Consider the following 17,076-nt stretch of genomic DNA (forward strand, 5'->3'; position numbering starts at 1 on the left):
CATCAATGGATCCTCTCTCCGAAGTCCTTTCCCTGGTCAACAGCCAGGACTCCTCCTTCGGCGCCCTGAAGACCGGCGGCGATTGGGCACTCCGCTTTCCGGCACCGGAAGGTGTGAAGTTCAACGTGGTAGTCCGTGGCGCTTGCCTGCTGGCCACCGACGGCATGGAAGAGCCGATCCGACTGGAAGCGGGCGACTGCTTTCTGGTGTCCTGCCGCAGTCCGCTGCTGGTCGGCAGCGATCTATCCCTTCCCGCCGCCGACGCCACGCTGCTCTACCGAGATGCCCCTGACGGCGTCGCGCACTATGGGGAAAGCGAGGATTGTTTCCTGATCGGCGGTCGCTTCGCCTTTGGCGAAGAAGCCAACCTGCTGTTCGACGGGCTGCCTCCGGTGACCGTCGTGAAAAGCGATTCGGACCAGGCATCCGTACTGAGCTGGGCGCTGCACCGACTGGCCCATGAGTTTTCCTGCCCGTCACCCGGTAGCGCGCTGATCGCTCGCCACCTGGGCCACATCATGCTGGCGCAGGTGCTGCGGCTCTATCTCGCCGGCGAGGGCAGCGACACGCCCAGTTGGCTGCTGGCGTTGTCCGATCCGCGCATAGGCGCGGCGATCCGGGCGATCCACGCCGAGCCGGCCAAAGTCTGGACGGTCGAGCGCCTGGCCGACGTAGCGGGTACCTCGCGCTCCACGCTGGCCCTGCGTTTCAAGCAAACCGCGGGACTGGCGCCGCTGGAATATGTATCGCACTGGCGTATGCAATTGGCCGCTCGCGCCCTGCGCGACAGCAAAGCGACGATTTCCTCGATCGCGCAAACCCTGGGCTACGGCTCGGACAGCGCTTTCAGCAACGCCTTCAAACGCATCATGAAATGCTCGCCCAGAGACTATCGCAGCCGGCAGGCCAGCAGGGCATAGCGCTCGGCGAACCGCCCATGCGGCAGGTTCCCCGAGCGGTCGAGCGCATGGTCAAACGACCGACGGAGCTTGCCGCGGTATCTTTCCCGCCCGAAGGATGATCCCGATGGCCAGGACCACGCACGCGCCGAAGGCATAACGCAGGCCGAACGCTTCGGAGAGAAAGCCGATCAGCGGCGGGCCGATCAACGTGCCCAGGAATCCTATCGTCAGAACGGCTGCGATAGCCGAACTCGGCGCCATGCTCGAGGAGCGGGCGGCGGCCCCCGCCACCAGCGGAATGACGGTACAGATGCCGAGACCGACAAGGCAGAAGCCAATGATCGACGCCGGCAGGCTCGGATAGGCAATCGTCGTGACCATGCCGATCAAGGCGAGCCCCCCGCTCCACTGCAAGGTGCTGCGCGTACCGAAACGATCGGCGACCCGGTTCAGCAGAAGCCGGCCGACAGTCATGGCGCCCATGAATACCATGAAGCCGACTCCGACCAGTTGCCGCTCGGCCGATACCACGTCCTGGAAATAGACGACGCTCCAGTCGTACATGATGCCTTCGCAGGCCATCGAGAAAAAAACGATCAGCCCGTAGTTGAAAAGCCTCCTGTCCGGCATCGCGAAGGCCCGCCCGACCCGCTCCGCGCCAGGCTGGTCGTGGAGAAAGCGCCAGCAGGCCAGGGCGGCCAGGAAGGCGATCACCGATATCACGCCGAAATGCGTGGACAAGGCAAAGTCCTGCCCGATCATCAACGCCCCGAACCCGGCGCCGACGAATCCCGCCAACCCCCATATACCGTGGAAGAACGGCAACTCGGTCTTTCCGCTGAGCGCCTCCGACAGGCTTGCCTGGGTATTGTTCGACACATTGACCGCGCTATAGGAGAACCCCGATACGAACAACAGGGCAGCAAGCTGGTAGACGCTAGAAGCCAAGGGAACCAAGGACAGCAGAACGGCGTTCGTGAGAATCGCCGTTACTCCAACGTTTCTGCTGCCGAGCTTCGCGATCATCCAGCCGGATACCGGCAACGAAAGCACCACCCCGGCCGACATGGCGAAAAGCGCACTGCCGAACACCCCGTCGGAAAGCTGGAGTCCGTCTTTTATCGTGGCCATCCGGGAGCTGAGGCTCCCGAAACACAGTCCGAGCATGAAGAACATGCCGGAGATGGCAATACCTTTCCCTACGCTGCTGGAGGTCATTCGATCGATCCCGGTGCTTGTTTGATGGACAGCGAAAGCGCGGTATCCGCGGCGTCTTCCGTGTGCTCGACTAGGACGCGAATGCGTCGATCCCGGTGAGCGTCGCCGAAAGCCTCCAGAGGCGGCGGGCCTGCTCCGGATCGATCGCATGTTCGCGTACGCCGGCCAGGGTGCGCGAGTCGTCCGGCGCGACGCCTGCGATGTCGCAATCCTCGCAGTAGAGCCCGCCCATCCCCGCCAACAGCGGAGAGGTCGCAGCCCATAGCTGGGTGGCAGCCCCCTGCTGCGGGGTCTTGAGCGTATCGGGGCTGGCCGGATTGCCGGCTTCGTCCATCCAGCCCAGGGCGATCATCTCCGCCCGTGGAACATGGCGTTGCAACGGTGTGGCGATGCTGCCCGGATGCACTGCGAAGGCACGCACACCCCTCTCGCGACCCAGCGCATCCAACTGGATGGCGAACAGGGCGTTGGCAGTCTTCGACTGCGCATAAGCCAGCCACTTGTCGTAGCCCCGTTCGAACTGCACGTCGTCCCAGCGGATCGCCGAGTAGTGGTGCCCGGCGGAGGACACGGCGACCACTCGCGCGTCGTCCGCGAGCGACGGCCACAAGAGGTTCACCAGGGCGTAGTGGCCAAGGTGATTGGTCGCGAACTGCGCCTCCCAGCCCGGGCCTACGCGGGTCTCAGGACAGGCCATCACACCGGCGTTGTTGATGACGATATCGGCACGACGGCGCGAGGCGGAGAAGGCCTCGGCGAACCGACGCACGCAGGCCAACTCGGCCAGGTCGAGCGCCTGCACCTCGACTTCGTCGAGCCCGAGCAGCGCCTCCCTTGCCACATCCGGTCTGCGCGCCGTAACGATGACCCGCGCGCCCGCGTAGGCCAGCGCCTTCGTGGTTTCCAGGCCAAGACCGGAGTAGCCGCCGGTCACGATGGCGGTCTTTCCGGAGAGGTCTTGCCCCGCCATCACCTCGCTGGCCTGCGTTTTCGCTCCGAATCCCGAATTGATGGGGGTTTGCCTGATAGTCATGAGAATTCTCCTCGCATGCGGAAGCGGCCAGGCGGATAGCGCTGGCTCTTGGGACGAGGGTCATTATCGAAGTGGAAAACTGGATTCTGAATGCAGCAGAATCCAGTTTCCTGTCGAGATCGTCCGATCCCGTAAGCACCTGTTTCATCTCCGCTGCAAGAAAAGCGTGGGATGGCGGAGCTTCAGCGCGAAAGACGCTCAGTGGCGGAGCGCAACGGTAGACTCGCCGGGCGGCGCAGGGGGCACCCGTGGACCGGGGGGGCGAACGATGATCGGCGGGACGCTGCAACAGGGAGGCAGGCGCTAGCCCTCGAGGAACCTGGCGACGGACGCAAAGGCATGGCGTCGCCGATACGTGGGCTGAATGGAGAAAGCGGGACGACATCGCCCCGCTTCCCGTCCGTGGCAACTTCCAGTGTCACGAACGGATAGACACTGCGAGAAAGCCGCATGAGATCATGCGGCTTGCGGGATCACTCCCACTCGATCATAAATAGTCAAAAAACAACCATATAAATCAACGCCTTACCAAAGGCATCTCTATAAGTGCCATGAACAATACCACGCTCAGCTCCACAGCACTTGGATGACGCCAAGGCTTCAGGGCAACCTCGCAGCGCCCTGACGCTGCCGAAGGCTGTCCGCCCAGGCCGCCAAGGTATCAATCTCCGCTGTCAGTGTCTCTGGCCTCGGCAGCGGGCGGTTCAACGCAGCGGCGGCGCTGTGCAGCAGCTCGGAACAGCGGCCAAAGCCGTCACGCATGGCCTCGCAGTCGGGAACCGTGATCGCGGTCAGCTTGACCAAGCCAGGCGTCTTCACTTCGTTGGACAGCCGCCGGATGACGTGCCCGACAGCTTCTTCAACCGCGATCTCCCACGTATCGCGCAACGTCGCGGCGATGGATTTGACGGACTTTCGCCACTCGTCTTGATTGCCTTGCTCGAAATGGTAGCGTTCACCGGCAAGCTGATTGCTCAGACTTGTGGTGATGTCACTGACCCGACGCGCTTTGAATGGCGGCTCGCTGCGGCAGAAGCCTGCCTTGTCAGCACCTCGGCTGATGGAGCTAATCGCAACCGGCGGCTTTGGCTGCGCATCGTCAGCCGCGCGGTTCAGCTCGAACAGAAACGCAAGATCATGGGTGAAGACGATGACCTGGCGATGAGCGGCCTCAGCAACCAGGCGTTTAGCTACGGCCTCCCGGTGCATGTGGTCGAGCGAGGAAACGGGATCGTCAAAGACGATGCCAGACTTGTTTTCGGTGGTGGCGAGTTCGGCCATGAACGCGGCCAAGGCAACACAGCGATGCTCGCCCTCGCTCAAAACCTGTCCCACCGCAGCCGTGGGCTTCCGTGTAAGTGCGACCTTGAAGCGAGGGATGCCCTGAACGCTGTTTTGCTGTCGAAGCTCCACAGCGAGGCCAGCAATCTCGAAGCTCGCCACCTCGCGAGCAAATTGCGCGCGTAGCGCGTCCGTCACCAAAGCCTGAGCGATCTCGGTGCTCTTGGTGGTGACGCGGTTGGTAGCAGTGTCCCGCTGGGCCGTCTCAAGCAGTGCGATTTTCTTCTGTCGTTCGATTTCGGCGAGAACATCGGCTTTGATGCCACCAAGCCATTGCCGATCCACAAGCTCGGCCTTTTCGGTAAGCAAGGCGGCGCGAGCTGGAGAGCCAGCCTCCGCGGCAAGGGCGTTCGCCCGAGTCTCGATGCCCGCTGCTTGATCGACCAGTGCCTGACGCGAATATTCCGTAACGGGCACGTCAATAGCGGCGCTTGGATTTGCGTGGCGTCGCCTGATCTGGCGATGACGCCACAGGGCGCGAAGGGTCGCGCCCCTGATCTCCATCGCCAAGGCATCCTGGCGCAGTTCGTCGCGGACGGTTGCCACAATGTTCGCCAGCTCGGCCAACGAAACAGCCTCACCCTTGAACGTTGCCAGCGCCCTGTCGTATGCGACGCGCGCAGCGTCGGCACGTTGCTGGCTGTCGTCGCGCACAAAAGCCTCGAAGCGATTGAGCCGATCAGCGGCGACGGGCGTCAATTCCTGCTGGCAAAGCACGCATACGCTGCCGGGGTCTGTGACGGGGAATCGCCGTTCGGGATAGGCTTCCGCGTCAGAAAACGCTCGGGCACTGGCCCATAGCGCCTGCCAAACCTCCGACCCAATCTGCGGCAACGGTTCGTCGCGGAAAAGCGCACTGGAAGCAGCTTCTGCCGCCCGGCGTGCGGCATCGCTATCAACGGCAAGGCGGCGCAGGTTATTGGCGGAATCGTCGCTGATTGAAGCAAATAGCCGATCCAGGCGCGCAATGTGCCCGTCAACCTTGGCCTTCATCGCCGCAAGCTGACGCGCCGCGCGAGCCGGATCACCTGCCAGGTCCGCCGTGAGCTGCGCCAATCGGTCTTGCTCTGCTTGCGTGAGCGCTGCCAACGCTTCGACCGTCGCCGGCGCAGTGTTGGCGGTGATTCGGGCCATGAGCTTGCCGACCGCTGTGTCCCGGCTGCATGCCGGGGTCCTGATCGCTTCGGGCGTTTGCGCCTTTATCTGCGCGATCTCGGCTGCCAGCTTATCCTTGACCGACTTGCAGAGCTGCGCCAGCGCACCTAGCAGCTTGAGCGGAAACGGCGTGTAAGCCACGTCATTCGTATCGTCCACGTGGACGTTCGCGGTACGGGAATCGAACACGCTGATGCCTGAAAGCGCGTTGTCGGCAGCCTGACCAAGCTGCCAAGCGCAAGTGCGGTTCTGGCCGCTGATCGCGTATTCAATAGTGGCGCTCGGCGTGCCTGGCGCAGCGTCATAGATGTCGGGGGCGATTTCCTCGGCTCGGCCAGACATACGGGCGCGACATACCTTCTTGAGAATCCGCGCGTAGCCGGATTTTCCCGATCCGTTGTCGCCATAGATGATCGTCAAACCGACGCGGTGGAGTGTCAGCCGTTGGTCGGGAGCCAGGGCGTTGACATGCCGGACTCCATGCACCTGCCGCAGATAGACTTCCCCCTGATCGCGGTTCGGGCCGCGAAGGTGCCCAGCTTCCAGCGGGACCGCCGGATTGTCGCCCTTGCAGATGGAAGCCAGCTCGTCGATCTCGGCCGGCTCCAGAGCCGCTTGCGTTGCAAGTCGGCGCAGTGCGTCGCGCTGCCAGCCGGGACTATCAGCAGACCACGCAAGGATGTTGGCGAGCGCCTCTGCTTCCGTCGTCATAGACCTTTGCCTCGCGGTTCGCACTCGCTAGCTGTGCCAGTGCTCGCCAAGCGCCTGCTCACGGCTTCCGACAGCGTCTCACCAGGCCGCCAGCCGAACAGCTCGGAGATGCTTGCGGTCCTCGCGTGGCCAGGCGGTTCGAATTCGTAGCCGGCCGCGATCAATTCGGCCTCGACTTCCTCGGTGATGAAAAACGGCTCAGCCTGTTCTTCCTGATGAGTCTTCGTCATGCTGCTTCCTCCTGGCGTTCATCCTGGCCTACGGCCAGGGCTATTCATGCATTTGCACTGCCCTATGCCTTCACCAGCTTCGCAGCCTTGGGATCGTAGATGTAGCCGGTGATGCTGCCATCCTTGATGCGCGCGACGGCCTCGTCGATAACGAACAGCGGAACAAGAAACCACTCCTCGGGCTGCACGGGGTGACCGAAGCGGTCATTGATAGTGATGTTCAACCGTGCGGTCGCGAACAGCCTGTGGAACAGGTTCTCCATCCGAATGCGATTGATCCCCGCGAGCTTGTAGGTCGCAACGACCTCGACCTTTGCCAGCAGATATGTCGCTTCGTTCTCGGCGTTGGCGATGCGCGTTTCAACCCTGCCGCCCGTCACGCCCATCTTGTGGATGATGTCGCGGTGCTGGGCGACGTAGGGATGATCGGACAGGGAGCGCAGGACGTAGATCGTGCCGCTTTCCACATCATCCGCCTCAAGCTCGCCGCCAAAGGAGAGTTGCCCGCTCTCGGGCGAGGCCAGCCGCCGCGCGGCAGGGTCGTTGTAGAACGCACGCTGGAGCGAGCGCAGCAGCAAATTGCTTTCGGTGCCGTTGGAGAAGATGAGGCGCAGGCGGCGGTCCACCTCCCCGGCGGTGGTTTTCAACGGCTCGCCGACCTCGGCAACGTAGAGAGTAAGGCCATCGAGAACGAAAAAGTCCCCGGCTTCAATCGCACGGCGACCCGCTTCGATGGGCTGGGACTGGCGCATACCGGTCTTGACTTCCGCTTGCACGCGCTCGAACAAGGGCCGGAAGGTTTCGAAGTCCTCGCAGGGCTTGCGATCCGCGACCTCCTCGGCGGCGCGCTTTTCGGCGCTGGTACGGACATGGCGCAAGACCGTGATGTCGTCCGCGCCGGCAACATCCGCTAGTTCGGCAGCCAGGTCGTCGATGTCGATAGTTTCGTCCGCTGAAGCGGCAACGGTCGATGCCCCAGCAAGCAAGCCCTGATGGTCCAGCGGCTCAATCAAGGTGCGGCAATCCGGTAGCGCGCGTAGACGGTCGAGCCGCACGGCATATAGGCGCTCGAATATGTCGCGGTCTTCGCCATGCTGAGGCGCACGCCCGTGCTGCTCTGTGAAGCGTTGGATTTCCTCGAAGCCGGCAATGACACGCTCCTCGCTGGCTGGGCGGCCATTTTTCTTCTCAGGCGGCGCGAACTCGGCCAGCTCTGCCGCCAGGTCGTCAAGATCGGAGTTACTCATAGCGTCCCTCCGCCCTGAACCGCATGAAGGCGGCCGCACCTTCGGCAAGGTGCTTTTCCCAGGCGTCCTGCGAGGTAACCGATGGAGCCCTCCCACGTTCGCGTTTGAACTCAACCGCGCGCTTGGCGATCACTTTGGCATCTTCAGGCGTGATAGAGGTGCGTTTGGCCGAGATGGCCGCCGCGACCTGCTTCAAGCTGTCCTCGCTCATTGTCTTGGCGAGGATGGCATAGGCTTCGCCAAAGGGGTTGATGCGGTCGATGAGGTCAATGTCCAGCTCGCGCACGTCCATCGCAAAGCGGCGCACGCCATCGATCAGGGCGGTGTTGGGCGATCCGTCGCTCTCGCCTTCGGTGACAAGCCGCTTGGCCTGCTGCGTAAGGTTGAGGGCGGCGATGGCGTGCTGGCGTACCGCCTCCTGATCTTCAGCGTCAAGCTCGGGATATTTGTCCTTGATAATCTTGCCCATGCGAACCTGCGTGAGCTCCTCGGGAACCAGCTCTTCGTCGAACAAGCCACGCTCGATGGTGTGCTTGTCCTGCACGAAAGCCGCGATCACTTCGTTCAAGTCTTCCTGGCAGATGCGCGCTGCCTCTTTGCTCTTGGGTTCGGCGAGGCCCTTGATCTCGATCTGGTAGGCCCCTGTCTGCTCATTGACACCGATGTTGCAGCGGTCCGGGTCATAGCCACCCTCGCCATAATTAAAGCCTGGCGTCGGGCCGCTGTCGGGATTCTTGGGCTTGAACTCGAAGCGCGGAGCGAGAACCTGCTCCATCAGCAGACTCGCCGCGATGGCCTTCAACGTATCGTTAATGGCCTCGGTGACCGCTTCCTCGGTCGCGTCCGGCTCGGCGATAAGGTTGGTGAACCTCGCGCGAGTCTTTCCAGGCGCATCTCGGGTGGCACGACCAATGATCTGAACGATCTCGGTCAAGCTGGCACGGTAGCCCACGGTCAGCGCGTGTTCGCACCAAATCCAGTCGAAGCCTTCCTTCGCCATACCCAGCGCGATGATGATGTCCACATGGTCGCGATTGTTCTTCTGAGCCGGGTCTTTCAACGCGGCGGACACTCGGTCGCGCTTCGAGGCATCGTCATCGACCAGATCAGCGATGCGCAACACGCGGTCATCGGGGAGCTTAACGAGCTGGAACCCTGTGGTGGCGTCGATGCCATGCCACTCCCCCAGCGCCTCGATGATGTGCTCCACCTCGCGCATTTTGTCCTTCGTGCTTTCGCGCGAATTGACGTTGGGGATGTGGATGATGGTCTTCTCAACAGGGTCGAGGACATTGAGAATGTCATCGACATAAGGCCCGCTGTAGAAGAAATAGCCGATGTCGAGTTGCTTGAGGTACTCGTAGCCGTTGAGCTGTTCGTAGTAGGTGTAGGTAACGGTATCGAATTTCGACTCGTCGTGCGGAGCGAGGACGGCCTCCGCGTCGCCCCGGAAGTAGGAGCCGGTCATGGCGACGATGTGCGTCTTGTCTCGCGCGATGAACTGGCCCAGGTGCGTGCCCAGCTTGTTGTCGGGGTTGGCCGAAACGTGATGAAACTCATCGACGGCGATCAGACGGTCGTCGAACGCCTCGATGCCATAGGCATCGACCGCGAATCGGAAAGTGGCGTGCGTGCAGACCAGCACCTTGTCGTCGCCTTCGAGGAACGCGCCGAGGGACTTGACCTTACCGCCGTTGTCGTTGCCTGGCGCATTGCACAAGTTCCACTTTGGCTCGACGTGCCAATCAGCCCAGAAGCCGTACTTTGACAGCGGCTCATCGTTGAAGCTGGCCCCGATGGACTTCTCGGGCACGACGATGATGGCTTGCCTCAAGCCCTGGTTCTGCAATTTGTCGAGCGCCACGAACATCAGGGCGCGACTCTTACCCGAAGCGGGCGGCGACTTGATGAGCAGGTACTGCTCGCCCCGCTTGTCATAGGCCCGCTCCTGCATCGGACGCATACCGAGCGCATTAGCCTTGGTTGATGCACCGTTACGCGCATACGTAACAGATACGGAGGGGACGCTCCGAGGTTTGATGTTGTTCATGAGGAAGGTCTCGCTTCGGTGCTGCGTTGTGCCGGCTTTGCTGTCATGTGATATGGCCATAACGCCTGCCGCTGTTCATGACACGAACCTCCGCCAGACGGTCACCGAAAGATGTTTCGAAATCGTCCGCCTCCAATGCCCTCATGACGAATCGGCCTTCGGCTCGTTGGAACAAAAGGACCTTGCCATCGTAGATGTCGAAACCATGCGTTTCCGGGATAGGCAGCGAGATCTTCTCCATCATGTTGTTCCCTAGACGGAGGTTATTCGCTACGGGTTCGCCAGTCGGAGTTTCGAAGACAACCTGCCCGATGACGGAGTTGGCTGGCAGGTCGGCCGGAGGGTTAAACCCAAAATATCTGGACATTCCCCGAGGAAAGTCGATCTGGTTACCTGGGCGGTGAGGCCCGCGATTCTTGGTGACATACCCTGCTTCGATCCAGAAGACAGGTGTCGCAGCATGGTCGACATCGACGTTGGGCTGGTTCTCAACGACTCGCCGAAAAAAGGAGGTACTCCATCGCTCCTCGTAAACATCCAAGATATCGGCAACAGGTGTGGCCTGTTCCCATAGAAGTTCGGCTGCTACGAGGGTGGGACGGAGCACTACGTCGAACTCGTTGATGCCATGCGTGATAACGGAGGCACCGGCTTCGACGCTCTTGCGAAGGCCATTCGACGAAAAGTTTCCGGAACCAACAACTGCACCAGACCGCTCGGCCTCTTGGTTCAGCAGCATGGCCATCTTGGCGTGAAAATCGCGCCGGGGGACAAAACCGCTTTGGTCTAAAACATACATCCCATCGTGAATCCTGACGTCCACGTTCGGTCGCGAACACAACAATCGAAGGGCTTGCGGCTGAGTGCGACCATAGTCAATGCCAAAGAGCCATCGCGAAGGTGTATCTGCCCAGAAATTTCCGGCAAACGTCAAATCGAACAAGGCGGCGCCAGACTGGGTCGCATAGGCGTACAGCCCAAGGAAGTCGGTGGCCGCGATCTCTTCATGGATGCGTCGGATCTCCGATATCGTGGTCGGTGCATTCGCGTCGCGGTGTAGGAAAGTCGAAAGATTCAAGATGCCCCCCAATTACGCTCGTTTGACTCGGCGCTGCCCGGCACCCGCTTGACCGGACATGCGTGAATAGAGCTCAAAGAGTTTTTCAAGGCGCTCCGTGTCATTCTTGAATAAGCGACCTATATAGATTCTCTCCACAACTTCATCGTTACGCTCATGTGCGCGAAGTAGATCGGTCGGCATTGCGTCAGGCGCATAGAGTTCGGCAAGAGTCTGCGGGTAGTGGCGCTCACGCGCTAGCAGGATCTCTTGTGCGCATCTGGTGAGGTCATCGATATTCTTCTCTGTCAACTTAGGCAGTGGGAAGGTATTCCAGCCGATGGTGTTCGAATACCGGAAGTCGGTTTTCATTTTTCCGCACACGGTTGCAATCCACACGAGATGAAGTCGTGACGCCAACACCGCCAAGTTCCATAGCGGCGCGTCATACAGCGCGAACAAGAGATCGCTAACGATCACGCTGCCGTCTAAAAGGTCCACAGGCAGGTATGGTCGGCGCTCGGACGAGACTTTCGCCACGACAAGCGAATGCTGCTTAGCGGTACCGGCAATTTGGACGAAGCGATGAGGCCGTGCCGCGAAGTCGCGGGTAGAACTGGCAGCACTTGATAGGCGAAAATCCCGTACTTGGTCCAACACCGTCTTCAGGTAGGGGTGTTGCTGCGCATAAGGCGCATCGTCGTCCTCAATCCACAGGCACCACCGAGGTTTTCCCTGGATCATCTGTTCAGAGCCCATGTACGGGCGAACGAAGCGTTCGAGTTCGGGGTGCTGCATCAGCACACGTGCTCGTTCCTCGCCGTCCAAAACAAATGCACCACCATCACGCGGCATGTTGCCAAACAGCATGGGCGATACAGATGAAATCGGTCGACGCTCCTGCTCCACCGAGTTGACGCGCCCCGGCACAAGGTAGGCATTGATATAGTCAACTTGCCGCTCCTGCACGGAGCCATCCTCACTCACGGAGAACAACCTTTTAATAGGTTGTGGCGTGGATGAAATACCCACGATGGCCACAGTCACACCAGCGTTATTGCTTGCGAGATTGGTCCACTTGAAGGATGTGTGCGCGAATACGATCTGGTGTCCGGTGTTAAAAATTGCAGGCCACAAAATAGGAACCTGCAAGCCTTGGCAGATTGAGTTGGTGGAAACGAAGGCAGTGGCCGCATTAGTGCGCTCGCCATATGCTGCAGCCTTCATGAACCACCCGGCAACGTAGTCCAGAGATTTCCACGCGACACCAATGCGTTCGAAGATCGCCTTAAGCTCGCCCTTCTGTTCGTCTGACTGCCACTTGCTTCCCAGATACGGCGGGTTGCCACAAATATATGTTTCGCCCCCTTCGTTCTCGAAGTCGATCTGGGCTTGGTCCAACGGCGAGCTGAACAGGTCGTCCGCCTGCAACTTCACCCCCGTTCCAGTCGGCGGGCAAACGCTCAACCAATCAAGACGCAGCGCGTTGCCGCAGGTAATCCAGTTCTCATTGCGCAGGGGCAAGAACTCGGCCAGGGCCAGCTTCTGCCCTCGGTACAGCACGTCGCACTGGTACTCGGCGATGACCAGCGCAAGGCGGGCGATCTCCGCCGGGAAGTCGCGCAGCTCAATCCCGCGAAAGTTGGTGAGCGGGATGTCAGACGCGCGATCTGGTTCGCCGCGCCGCTTGTTGATCTCTGCCTCGATGGCACGCATCTCTTTGTAGGCGATAACAAGGAAGTTACCCGAGCCGCAGGCCGGGTCGAAAACTCGGATCTTGGCGATGCGCTTGCGCAGGTTGAGCAAGGTGCGCGGGTTGTCACCCGCCTCTTCTAGCTTTGCACGCAGGTCGTCGAGAAACAGCGGGTTCAGCACCTTCAGGATGTTGGGAACACTGGTGTAGTGCATCCCCAGCTCGCCGCGCTCCTCGTCCTCGGCGACGGCCTGGATCATCGATCCGAAGATGTCCGGGTTGATCTTGGTCCAGTCCAGCCCGCCGACGTGCAGCAGGTAGGACCGGGCGATCTTGCTGAATCGCGGCACTTCGTCGCCGCCAGAGAACAACTGCCCGTTGACGTAGGGGAAATCGTCGATATTGGCCCACCGGGGCAGCCCGGCGGCCGCCCGGTCTTCACGCTTGGTATTCATGGTGCGGAACAGCGTGGCGATGACCTCGTGCGTATTGGTCGAATCCCCCGCACTCATCCGCGCGACGGTCTCGGTGAACTTGCCCCTGCCGCCAAAGATATCGGTGTCCTCGGCGAAGAAGCAGAAGATCAGCCGCGCCATGAGCTTGTTCATGTCGTGGCGGCGCTCCGCTGTGCCCCAGGCCGGGTTGTCTTTCAACAATTCAACGTACAGCCGGTTCAGCCGACTGGTGGCCCGGATGTCGAAAGCGTTTTCACTGATCTGGCGGACGGTGCTGATGCCCGCCAGCGGCAGGAAGAAGCCGAAGTGATCGGGAAAGTCCTTGAAGGCGCAGGCGACGGTCTCGCCGCTGGTCAGGTCTTCGGCCTCGAAGTCCGCGCCGTCCGTAGCAAGGATGAACTTCGCCTTGGCCTTGGCCGTCGCAGGGCTGGCCTTGAGAGCGGCCAGCGTCTGCGTCACCCGCCCAGCGTCGCTGGTCAGAATGTGGATGTTGCTGGTCTGGAGAACACCGCCGAGGTCGGATTTGTTCGACGCCCCCGCACGCAGGCGCTTGATTGTCGTCGCCTTGTTGCCAAAGGCTTCAAGGAAGGCGTAGGGGAACTCTGCACGGTCGAAGGGCTGCTCCGCGAGGTCGGTGATGGCTTGTTCGATTTCTACGGCATTCATCGGCGTGCAGCCCCCCCTAGGGGCGAGGCCGCCAAGTTGCTATCGTTTTGCGGGGCGCTCATGTCTTGTCCTGCGTCTTCTCGGCTATCTGCGCGGCAATCCAGCGATCCAACTCGCTGCGACGAAACCGCCAGGTGCCGCCCAGCTTGAATCCCGGTATCTCCCCCTGCTGGGCCAGCCGGTATACGGTCTTCTTCCCTGCCTTGAGGTAGACCGCCACTTCATCCAGCGTGAGAATTTCGCTATCGGGTTGGTTCATTTCAGGCGGCTCGCTTGGTGTCGCGCGGCGAAGTCTTCCAAAGTTTGGCCAAGTTTACCATTTGAGCTGCCCGAATGAACCCGGAATCTCATGTGGCGAAGCCACAGATTCGGCCGGCGCTCCGCCCTGCGGCAAGTTCGCCACACCAGCTTGACGGCAACGCCATGTGCTTTGGCCGCCAGGTCGTAAATGGATTACGCCAAGAAGGTGGACGGCGTGTCTTTTTCCAAGGAAAGCAGGCAACGTAGTAGCCTGTGGCCTCATCTGGATGAGACGGGCTGAGCAATATCAGCGTAAGGCGTGCGATGGGCAAAGAGGAAACAGAGAAAGTGGATATGGAACATTGGCTACATGAACGGATCGGCCCAGCCTACGATGCGTTGAAGGCCGACCCAGGCCGCGCCGTTACCGCTGACCAGGTGCGCACCCGTCTGGCCGACATCGCCCAAGCTATCGAACTGGCCCGCCGCGTCGATGCGGACCTAGAATCCCTAACGCCCTTTGACCCGGCCGAAGACCTGACCACCGCCGAAGCCGTGGCCGCATTCTTGGCGGACGCCGAGGCCACGGCCGACCCGGCTTATATCGAGCACGCGCACCAGGTCGCGGCACGTGCGCGAACCATGCACGGCATCGCGTCGTGAGCGAGCTGGCCAGCATCGCCATTCCTGGCGGTGCTGCAGTTGGATCTCATCGCCGGAAATGACGATGCGAGATCCACGCCAAGGGGAAGAGTAAGGCGGGGCGTCATCGCCCCATCTGGCGATGCTCGAGCGCCGGCGCGCATCGCCACTTCCGACGATGCAGGCCCGGAGACAACAAGGGCAGCCATTGGCTGCCCTTGTTGTTCCTAGTATGTGGCTTACGCTGGGTGAAGCGACTGGCGCACGGCATTCAGTGCCTCACGGAAGTCCGCCGGCGTCGCTCGGCCCGTCTCGGCCTGGTAGAAGACGACCATGAAGGCATTGGCGACTGCTTCGGCCAGCGGCCCGAGCTGCCGGGCTGCATCCTGGTCAATCCAGTCTAGGGCCGCGAGCTGCACGGCCGCATGATGCACTGCCTGAGTTGCGTTGGTAGGATTCAAAGTTGCCATGATTCACCTCTCCATCAGGTGGGTTAATGGAAGTGTCGGCCGGCCCCACGCCGGCCGACGCGCCTTTCACGCCGGCGTCGTGCGATTCACGAAAGCAGCGACTTCATCATCGGGATCGGCCGCCTGATTACCGGCCTGCTCGCCGGCCAAGCTGTCGCCATCGAAGGCAGGAGCCTCTGCCGCAGTGCTGGCTCGGATCGCCGTTGCCACTTGGCCGCCGATCGTTTGGTCCATGCGTTCGTGGAAGCCCTCCGCAAGTTGCACCGCCTTGCCCCTGAGCACGGCACCCGCACCCTTCGCCAGCTCGCCGGCGGTGCCCGCAGCCAATGCTGCGGCACGAGTCAGGCCACTGCGGCCAGTGCTGCCTGGTGCGGCCTGCTGCCCCTGCCCAACACCGCCGGCTGAGGGCTTGGGTTCACTCTTGGCCGACTTGTCGGCACCGTCGCCGGTGCTGGTGGTCGAACTGCTGCCCTTGTCGCCGGCGCCGCCCTTGTCACCCCCCTTCGAGCCGGCCGAGCTGCTGCCGCCACCCGACGACGAGCCCCCGAAGCCCGCAGCCTGCGCGAAGGGCGATCCCCCTGCGCCGGCTGAGTCCTGACCGCCCGAAGCACCCGCGCCCCCCACGCTCGCCATCATGTCCATGCCCGCGCCGGCATCGCCGGTCGCGCTGCCTTGGGCCTTCTCGAAGGCGGCTTTGACGGCCGAAGCCCCGCCGGCGAGGTTGGCCGCGCCACTCATCACGGCAGCGCCGGCCATGCTTGCAGCGCCGGCCGCAACACTGGCAGCCCCCATCGCGGCACCAACAGCAGCGCCCGCACCGAAGTTGCCGATGCCACCGGCGTTCCCAACGCCCGTACCGGAAATCACGCCGGCGACCAGCGGCGGCACGCGATTGACCAGCAGCAGCAACGCCAGGCAGAACACCAGCATCACGCCCAGCTCCTCGAAGTTCAGTGTGCCCTTGCTCATCTTGGCGTAGAAGCTGGACAGCAGATCATTCCCGATGCCAACAAGCAGCACCATCGTCATGATCTGCACGGCGACGCCCAGCACGGTCTTGTAGTAGTTGATCGCCATGTCGGAAGTCCAACGCGATCCGCCGAAGCCGAGGAAGAAGATGCCGGCATAGGACAGCAGCCAGGCTGACACGAGCAGCAGCAACATGTTCACGGCGATGACAGCCAGCAGAAGCAGGATGCCGGCGCTCAAGACCACGCCCACAAAGCTGTCGATGGGCGACCAGGCCGACAGGTTGTTGATGGCCTGCTTCCAGATCAGGAAGCCCACATCGACGATGCCCGACGGCGTGATCGAGGAGATACCGGAAGCCTGCTCGCCAATCCTGGACAGCGACTGGATGATCGAGTTGGCAAAGTTCGGCCCATTGCGCAGCAACCAGAGGAAGAAGCCGAAGAACAGGATGAACCTGATGAACTCGGCGAAGAACTCACCAATGTCAGCCTTGCGCAGCGCCATGAAGCCGAAGGTGATGACCAGCGAGATCGTGCCCAGCGTCCAGAACAAGAACGTCGCGGCATTCATCACCACCGTCTGCCAGGCCGTGGCCCGCGTGGCGAACTCCGTTACCACTTGGTCAAGCATCCCCTGGTTGGTGAGCTGGGCCGACGCGGCTGTGGAGTAGAGCGCGAGCGCGACGCCGATCAGCGCCGCCTTGTGCAGTGCTTTCATGGCTTCGCCTCCTGCCCCTTCGAGTCTTTCGGGTCGGCCAGTTCCAGCCAGTTCATCGGCTTCTCGGTCGGGGCGATGCCGCCGCCGGTCCGCGACCGGCGCGAGCACAGCCCGGCGAAAGTTTCGCGCGTCGCCTTGTCCTCGATCTTTTTGATCTTCTCGATCTGGCAGTTCGCGTCATTGACCTCGGGCATGGCCTGGGTGGCCGGCTTGCTGTCGCAGCCGGCCAGCAGCGCCACCACGAGGCCGGCAAGCAGCATCGTCGGTTTCATGGTGT

The 17,076-nt window shown here is 61.7% G+C and carries 14 protein-coding genes; 2 read left to right on the plus strand and 12 right to left on the minus strand.

Features of this window, described 5'->3' with window-relative positions:
* The first annotated feature begins 5 nt into the window (after positions 1 to 5).
* Complete coding sequence (locus HMPREF2581_RS01840) at positions 6 to 920, plus strand: AraC family transcriptional regulator (protein WP_009313493.1); 915 nt, start codon at positions 6 to 8, stop codon at positions 918 to 920.
* A 51-nt stretch (positions 921 to 971) separates the two neighbouring features.
* Here the strand turns inward: HMPREF2581_RS01840 and HMPREF2581_RS32810 are convergent, their stop codons facing one another.
* The 9 genes from HMPREF2581_RS32810 to HMPREF2581_RS01885 form a co-directional block, all read right to left on the minus strand.
* Positions 972 to 2,120 carry an MFS transporter gene (locus HMPREF2581_RS32810; RefSeq protein ID WP_003109803.1) on the minus strand — a complete coding sequence of 383 codons (1,149 nt, stop codon included), beginning with the start codon at positions 2,118 to 2,120 and terminating at the stop codon, positions 972 to 974.
* Between the two features lie 70 nt (positions 2,121 to 2,190).
* Positions 2,191 to 3,153, minus strand: a complete 963-nt coding sequence (locus HMPREF2581_RS01850) for an SDR family NAD(P)-dependent oxidoreductase (protein ID WP_003109802.1) — start codon at positions 3,151 to 3,153, stop codon at positions 2,191 to 2,193.
* A 600-nt stretch (positions 3,154 to 3,753) separates the two neighbouring features.
* Positions 3,754 to 6,360: an AAA family ATPase gene (locus HMPREF2581_RS01855; protein ID WP_011666579.1), complete on the minus strand. Its 2,607-nt coding sequence runs from the start codon at positions 6,358 to 6,360 to the stop codon at positions 3,754 to 3,756.
* A complete protein-coding gene (locus tag HMPREF2581_RS01860; protein ID WP_016254284.1) occupies positions 6,357 to 6,590 on the minus strand; it encodes a hypothetical protein in 234 nt (77 codons plus the stop codon). The genes HMPREF2581_RS01855 and HMPREF2581_RS01860 overlap by 4 nt, the downstream gene beginning before the upstream one ends.
* A gap of 62 nt (positions 6,591 to 6,652) precedes the next feature.
* A complete protein-coding gene (locus HMPREF2581_RS01865) occupies positions 6,653 to 7,837 on the minus strand; it encodes a GIY-YIG nuclease family protein (protein ID WP_011666578.1) in 1,185 nt (394 codons plus the stop codon).
* Complete coding sequence (locus HMPREF2581_RS01870) at positions 7,830 to 9,887, minus strand: DEAD/DEAH box helicase (RefSeq protein WP_016254285.1); 2,058 nt, start codon at positions 9,885 to 9,887, stop codon at positions 7,830 to 7,832. Before HMPREF2581_RS01870 ends, HMPREF2581_RS01865 begins: the two co-directional genes overlap by 8 nt.
* Before the next feature lie 43 nt (positions 9,888 to 9,930).
* A complete protein-coding gene (locus tag HMPREF2581_RS01875) occupies positions 9,931 to 10,965 on the minus strand; it encodes a phospholipase D family protein (protein ID WP_124164556.1) in 1,035 nt (344 codons plus the stop codon).
* Positions 10,966 to 10,977: 12 nt separating this feature from the next.
* Entirely contained in the window at positions 10,978 to 13,758 is a 2,781-nt protein-coding gene (locus HMPREF2581_RS01880) for a class I SAM-dependent DNA methyltransferase (protein ID WP_011666576.1), read from the minus strand.
* A 58-nt stretch (positions 13,759 to 13,816) separates the two neighbouring features.
* A complete protein-coding gene (locus tag HMPREF2581_RS01885; RefSeq protein ID WP_010378957.1) occupies positions 13,817 to 14,017 on the minus strand; it encodes a methylation-associated defense system helix-turn-helix domain-containing protein MAD1 in 201 nt (66 codons plus the stop codon).
* Between the two features lie 305 nt (positions 14,018 to 14,322).
* On the opposite strand from HMPREF2581_RS01885, the gene HMPREF2581_RS01890 reads away from it, so the two are divergent.
* Positions 14,323 to 14,661 carry a helix-turn-helix domain-containing protein gene (locus HMPREF2581_RS01890; RefSeq protein ID WP_016254287.1) on the plus strand — a complete coding sequence of 113 codons (339 nt, stop codon included), beginning with the start codon at positions 14,323 to 14,325 and terminating at the stop codon, positions 14,659 to 14,661.
* Between the two features lie 218 nt (positions 14,662 to 14,879).
* Here the strand turns inward: HMPREF2581_RS01890 and HMPREF2581_RS01895 are convergent, their stop codons facing one another.
* From HMPREF2581_RS01895 to trbK, 3 genes are all read right to left on the minus strand, one after another.
* Positions 14,880 to 15,110, minus strand: coding sequence for a type I toxin-antitoxin system ptaRNA1 family toxin (locus HMPREF2581_RS01895; protein ID WP_011347386.1), 231 nt, complete (start codon positions 15,108 to 15,110; stop codon positions 14,880 to 14,882).
* 66 nt (positions 15,111 to 15,176) lie between these two features.
* Positions 15,177 to 16,799, minus strand: a complete 1,623-nt coding sequence (trbL, locus tag HMPREF2581_RS01900) for a P-type conjugative transfer protein TrbL (protein WP_011666574.1) — start codon at positions 16,797 to 16,799, stop codon at positions 15,177 to 15,179.
* Positions 16,796 to 17,071 carry an entry exclusion lipoprotein TrbK gene (trbK, locus tag HMPREF2581_RS01905; protein ID WP_011666573.1) on the minus strand — a complete coding sequence of 92 codons (276 nt, stop codon included), beginning with the start codon at positions 17,069 to 17,071 and terminating at the stop codon, positions 16,796 to 16,798. The genes trbL and trbK overlap by 4 nt, the downstream gene beginning before the upstream one ends.
* Positions 17,072 to 17,076: the final 5 nt, after the last annotated feature.

The organism is Pseudomonas sp. HMSC057H01, from assembly GCF_001836405.1.
In the GTDB taxonomy this organism is placed as follows: Bacteria; Pseudomonadota; Gammaproteobacteria; order Pseudomonadales; family Pseudomonadaceae; genus Pseudomonas; species Pseudomonas aeruginosa.

Excerpts from the sequence above, each read along its gene's own strand:
- HMPREF2581_RS01840 (WP_009313493.1), top strand. The coding sequence starts at position 6 with ATGGATCCTCTCTCCGAAGTCCTTTCCCTGGTCAACAGCCAGGACTCC.
- HMPREF2581_RS32810 (WP_003109803.1), bottom strand. The coding sequence starts at position 2,120 with ATGACCTCCAGCAGCGTAGGGAAAGGTATTGCCATCTCCGGCATGTTC.
- HMPREF2581_RS01850 (WP_003109802.1), bottom strand. The coding sequence starts at position 3,153 with ATGACTATCAGGCAAACCCCCATCAATTCGGGATTCGGAGCGAAAACG.
- HMPREF2581_RS01855 (WP_011666579.1), bottom strand. The coding sequence starts at position 6,360 with ATGACGACGGAAGCAGAGGCGCTCGCCAACATCCTTGCGTGGTCTGCT.
- HMPREF2581_RS01860 (WP_016254284.1), bottom strand. The coding sequence starts at position 6,590 with ATGACGAAGACTCATCAGGAAGAACAGGCTGAGCCGTTTTTCATCACC.
- HMPREF2581_RS01865 (WP_011666578.1), bottom strand. The coding sequence starts at position 7,837 with ATGAGTAACTCCGATCTTGACGACCTGGCGGCAGAGCTGGCCGAGTTC.
- HMPREF2581_RS01870 (WP_016254285.1), bottom strand. The coding sequence starts at position 9,887 with ATGAACAACATCAAACCTCGGAGCGTCCCCTCCGTATCTGTTACGTAT.
- HMPREF2581_RS01880 (WP_011666576.1), bottom strand. The coding sequence starts at position 13,758 with ATGAATGCCGTAGAAATCGAACAAGCCATCACCGACCTCGCGGAGCAG.
- HMPREF2581_RS01885 (WP_010378957.1), bottom strand. The coding sequence starts at position 14,017 with ATGAACCAACCCGATAGCGAAATTCTCACGCTGGATGAAGTGGCGGTC.
- HMPREF2581_RS01890 (WP_016254287.1), top strand. The coding sequence starts at position 14,323 with ATGGGCAAAGAGGAAACAGAGAAAGTGGATATGGAACATTGGCTACAT.
- HMPREF2581_RS01895 (WP_011347386.1), bottom strand. The coding sequence starts at position 15,110 with ATGGCAACTTTGAATCCTACCAACGCAACTCAGGCAGTGCATCATGCG.
- trbL (WP_011666574.1), bottom strand. The coding sequence starts at position 16,799 with ATGAAAGCACTGCACAAGGCGGCGCTGATCGGCGTCGCGCTCGCGCTC.
- trbK (WP_011666573.1), bottom strand. The coding sequence starts at position 17,071 with ATGAAACCGACGATGCTGCTTGCCGGCCTCGTGGTGGCGCTGCTGGCC.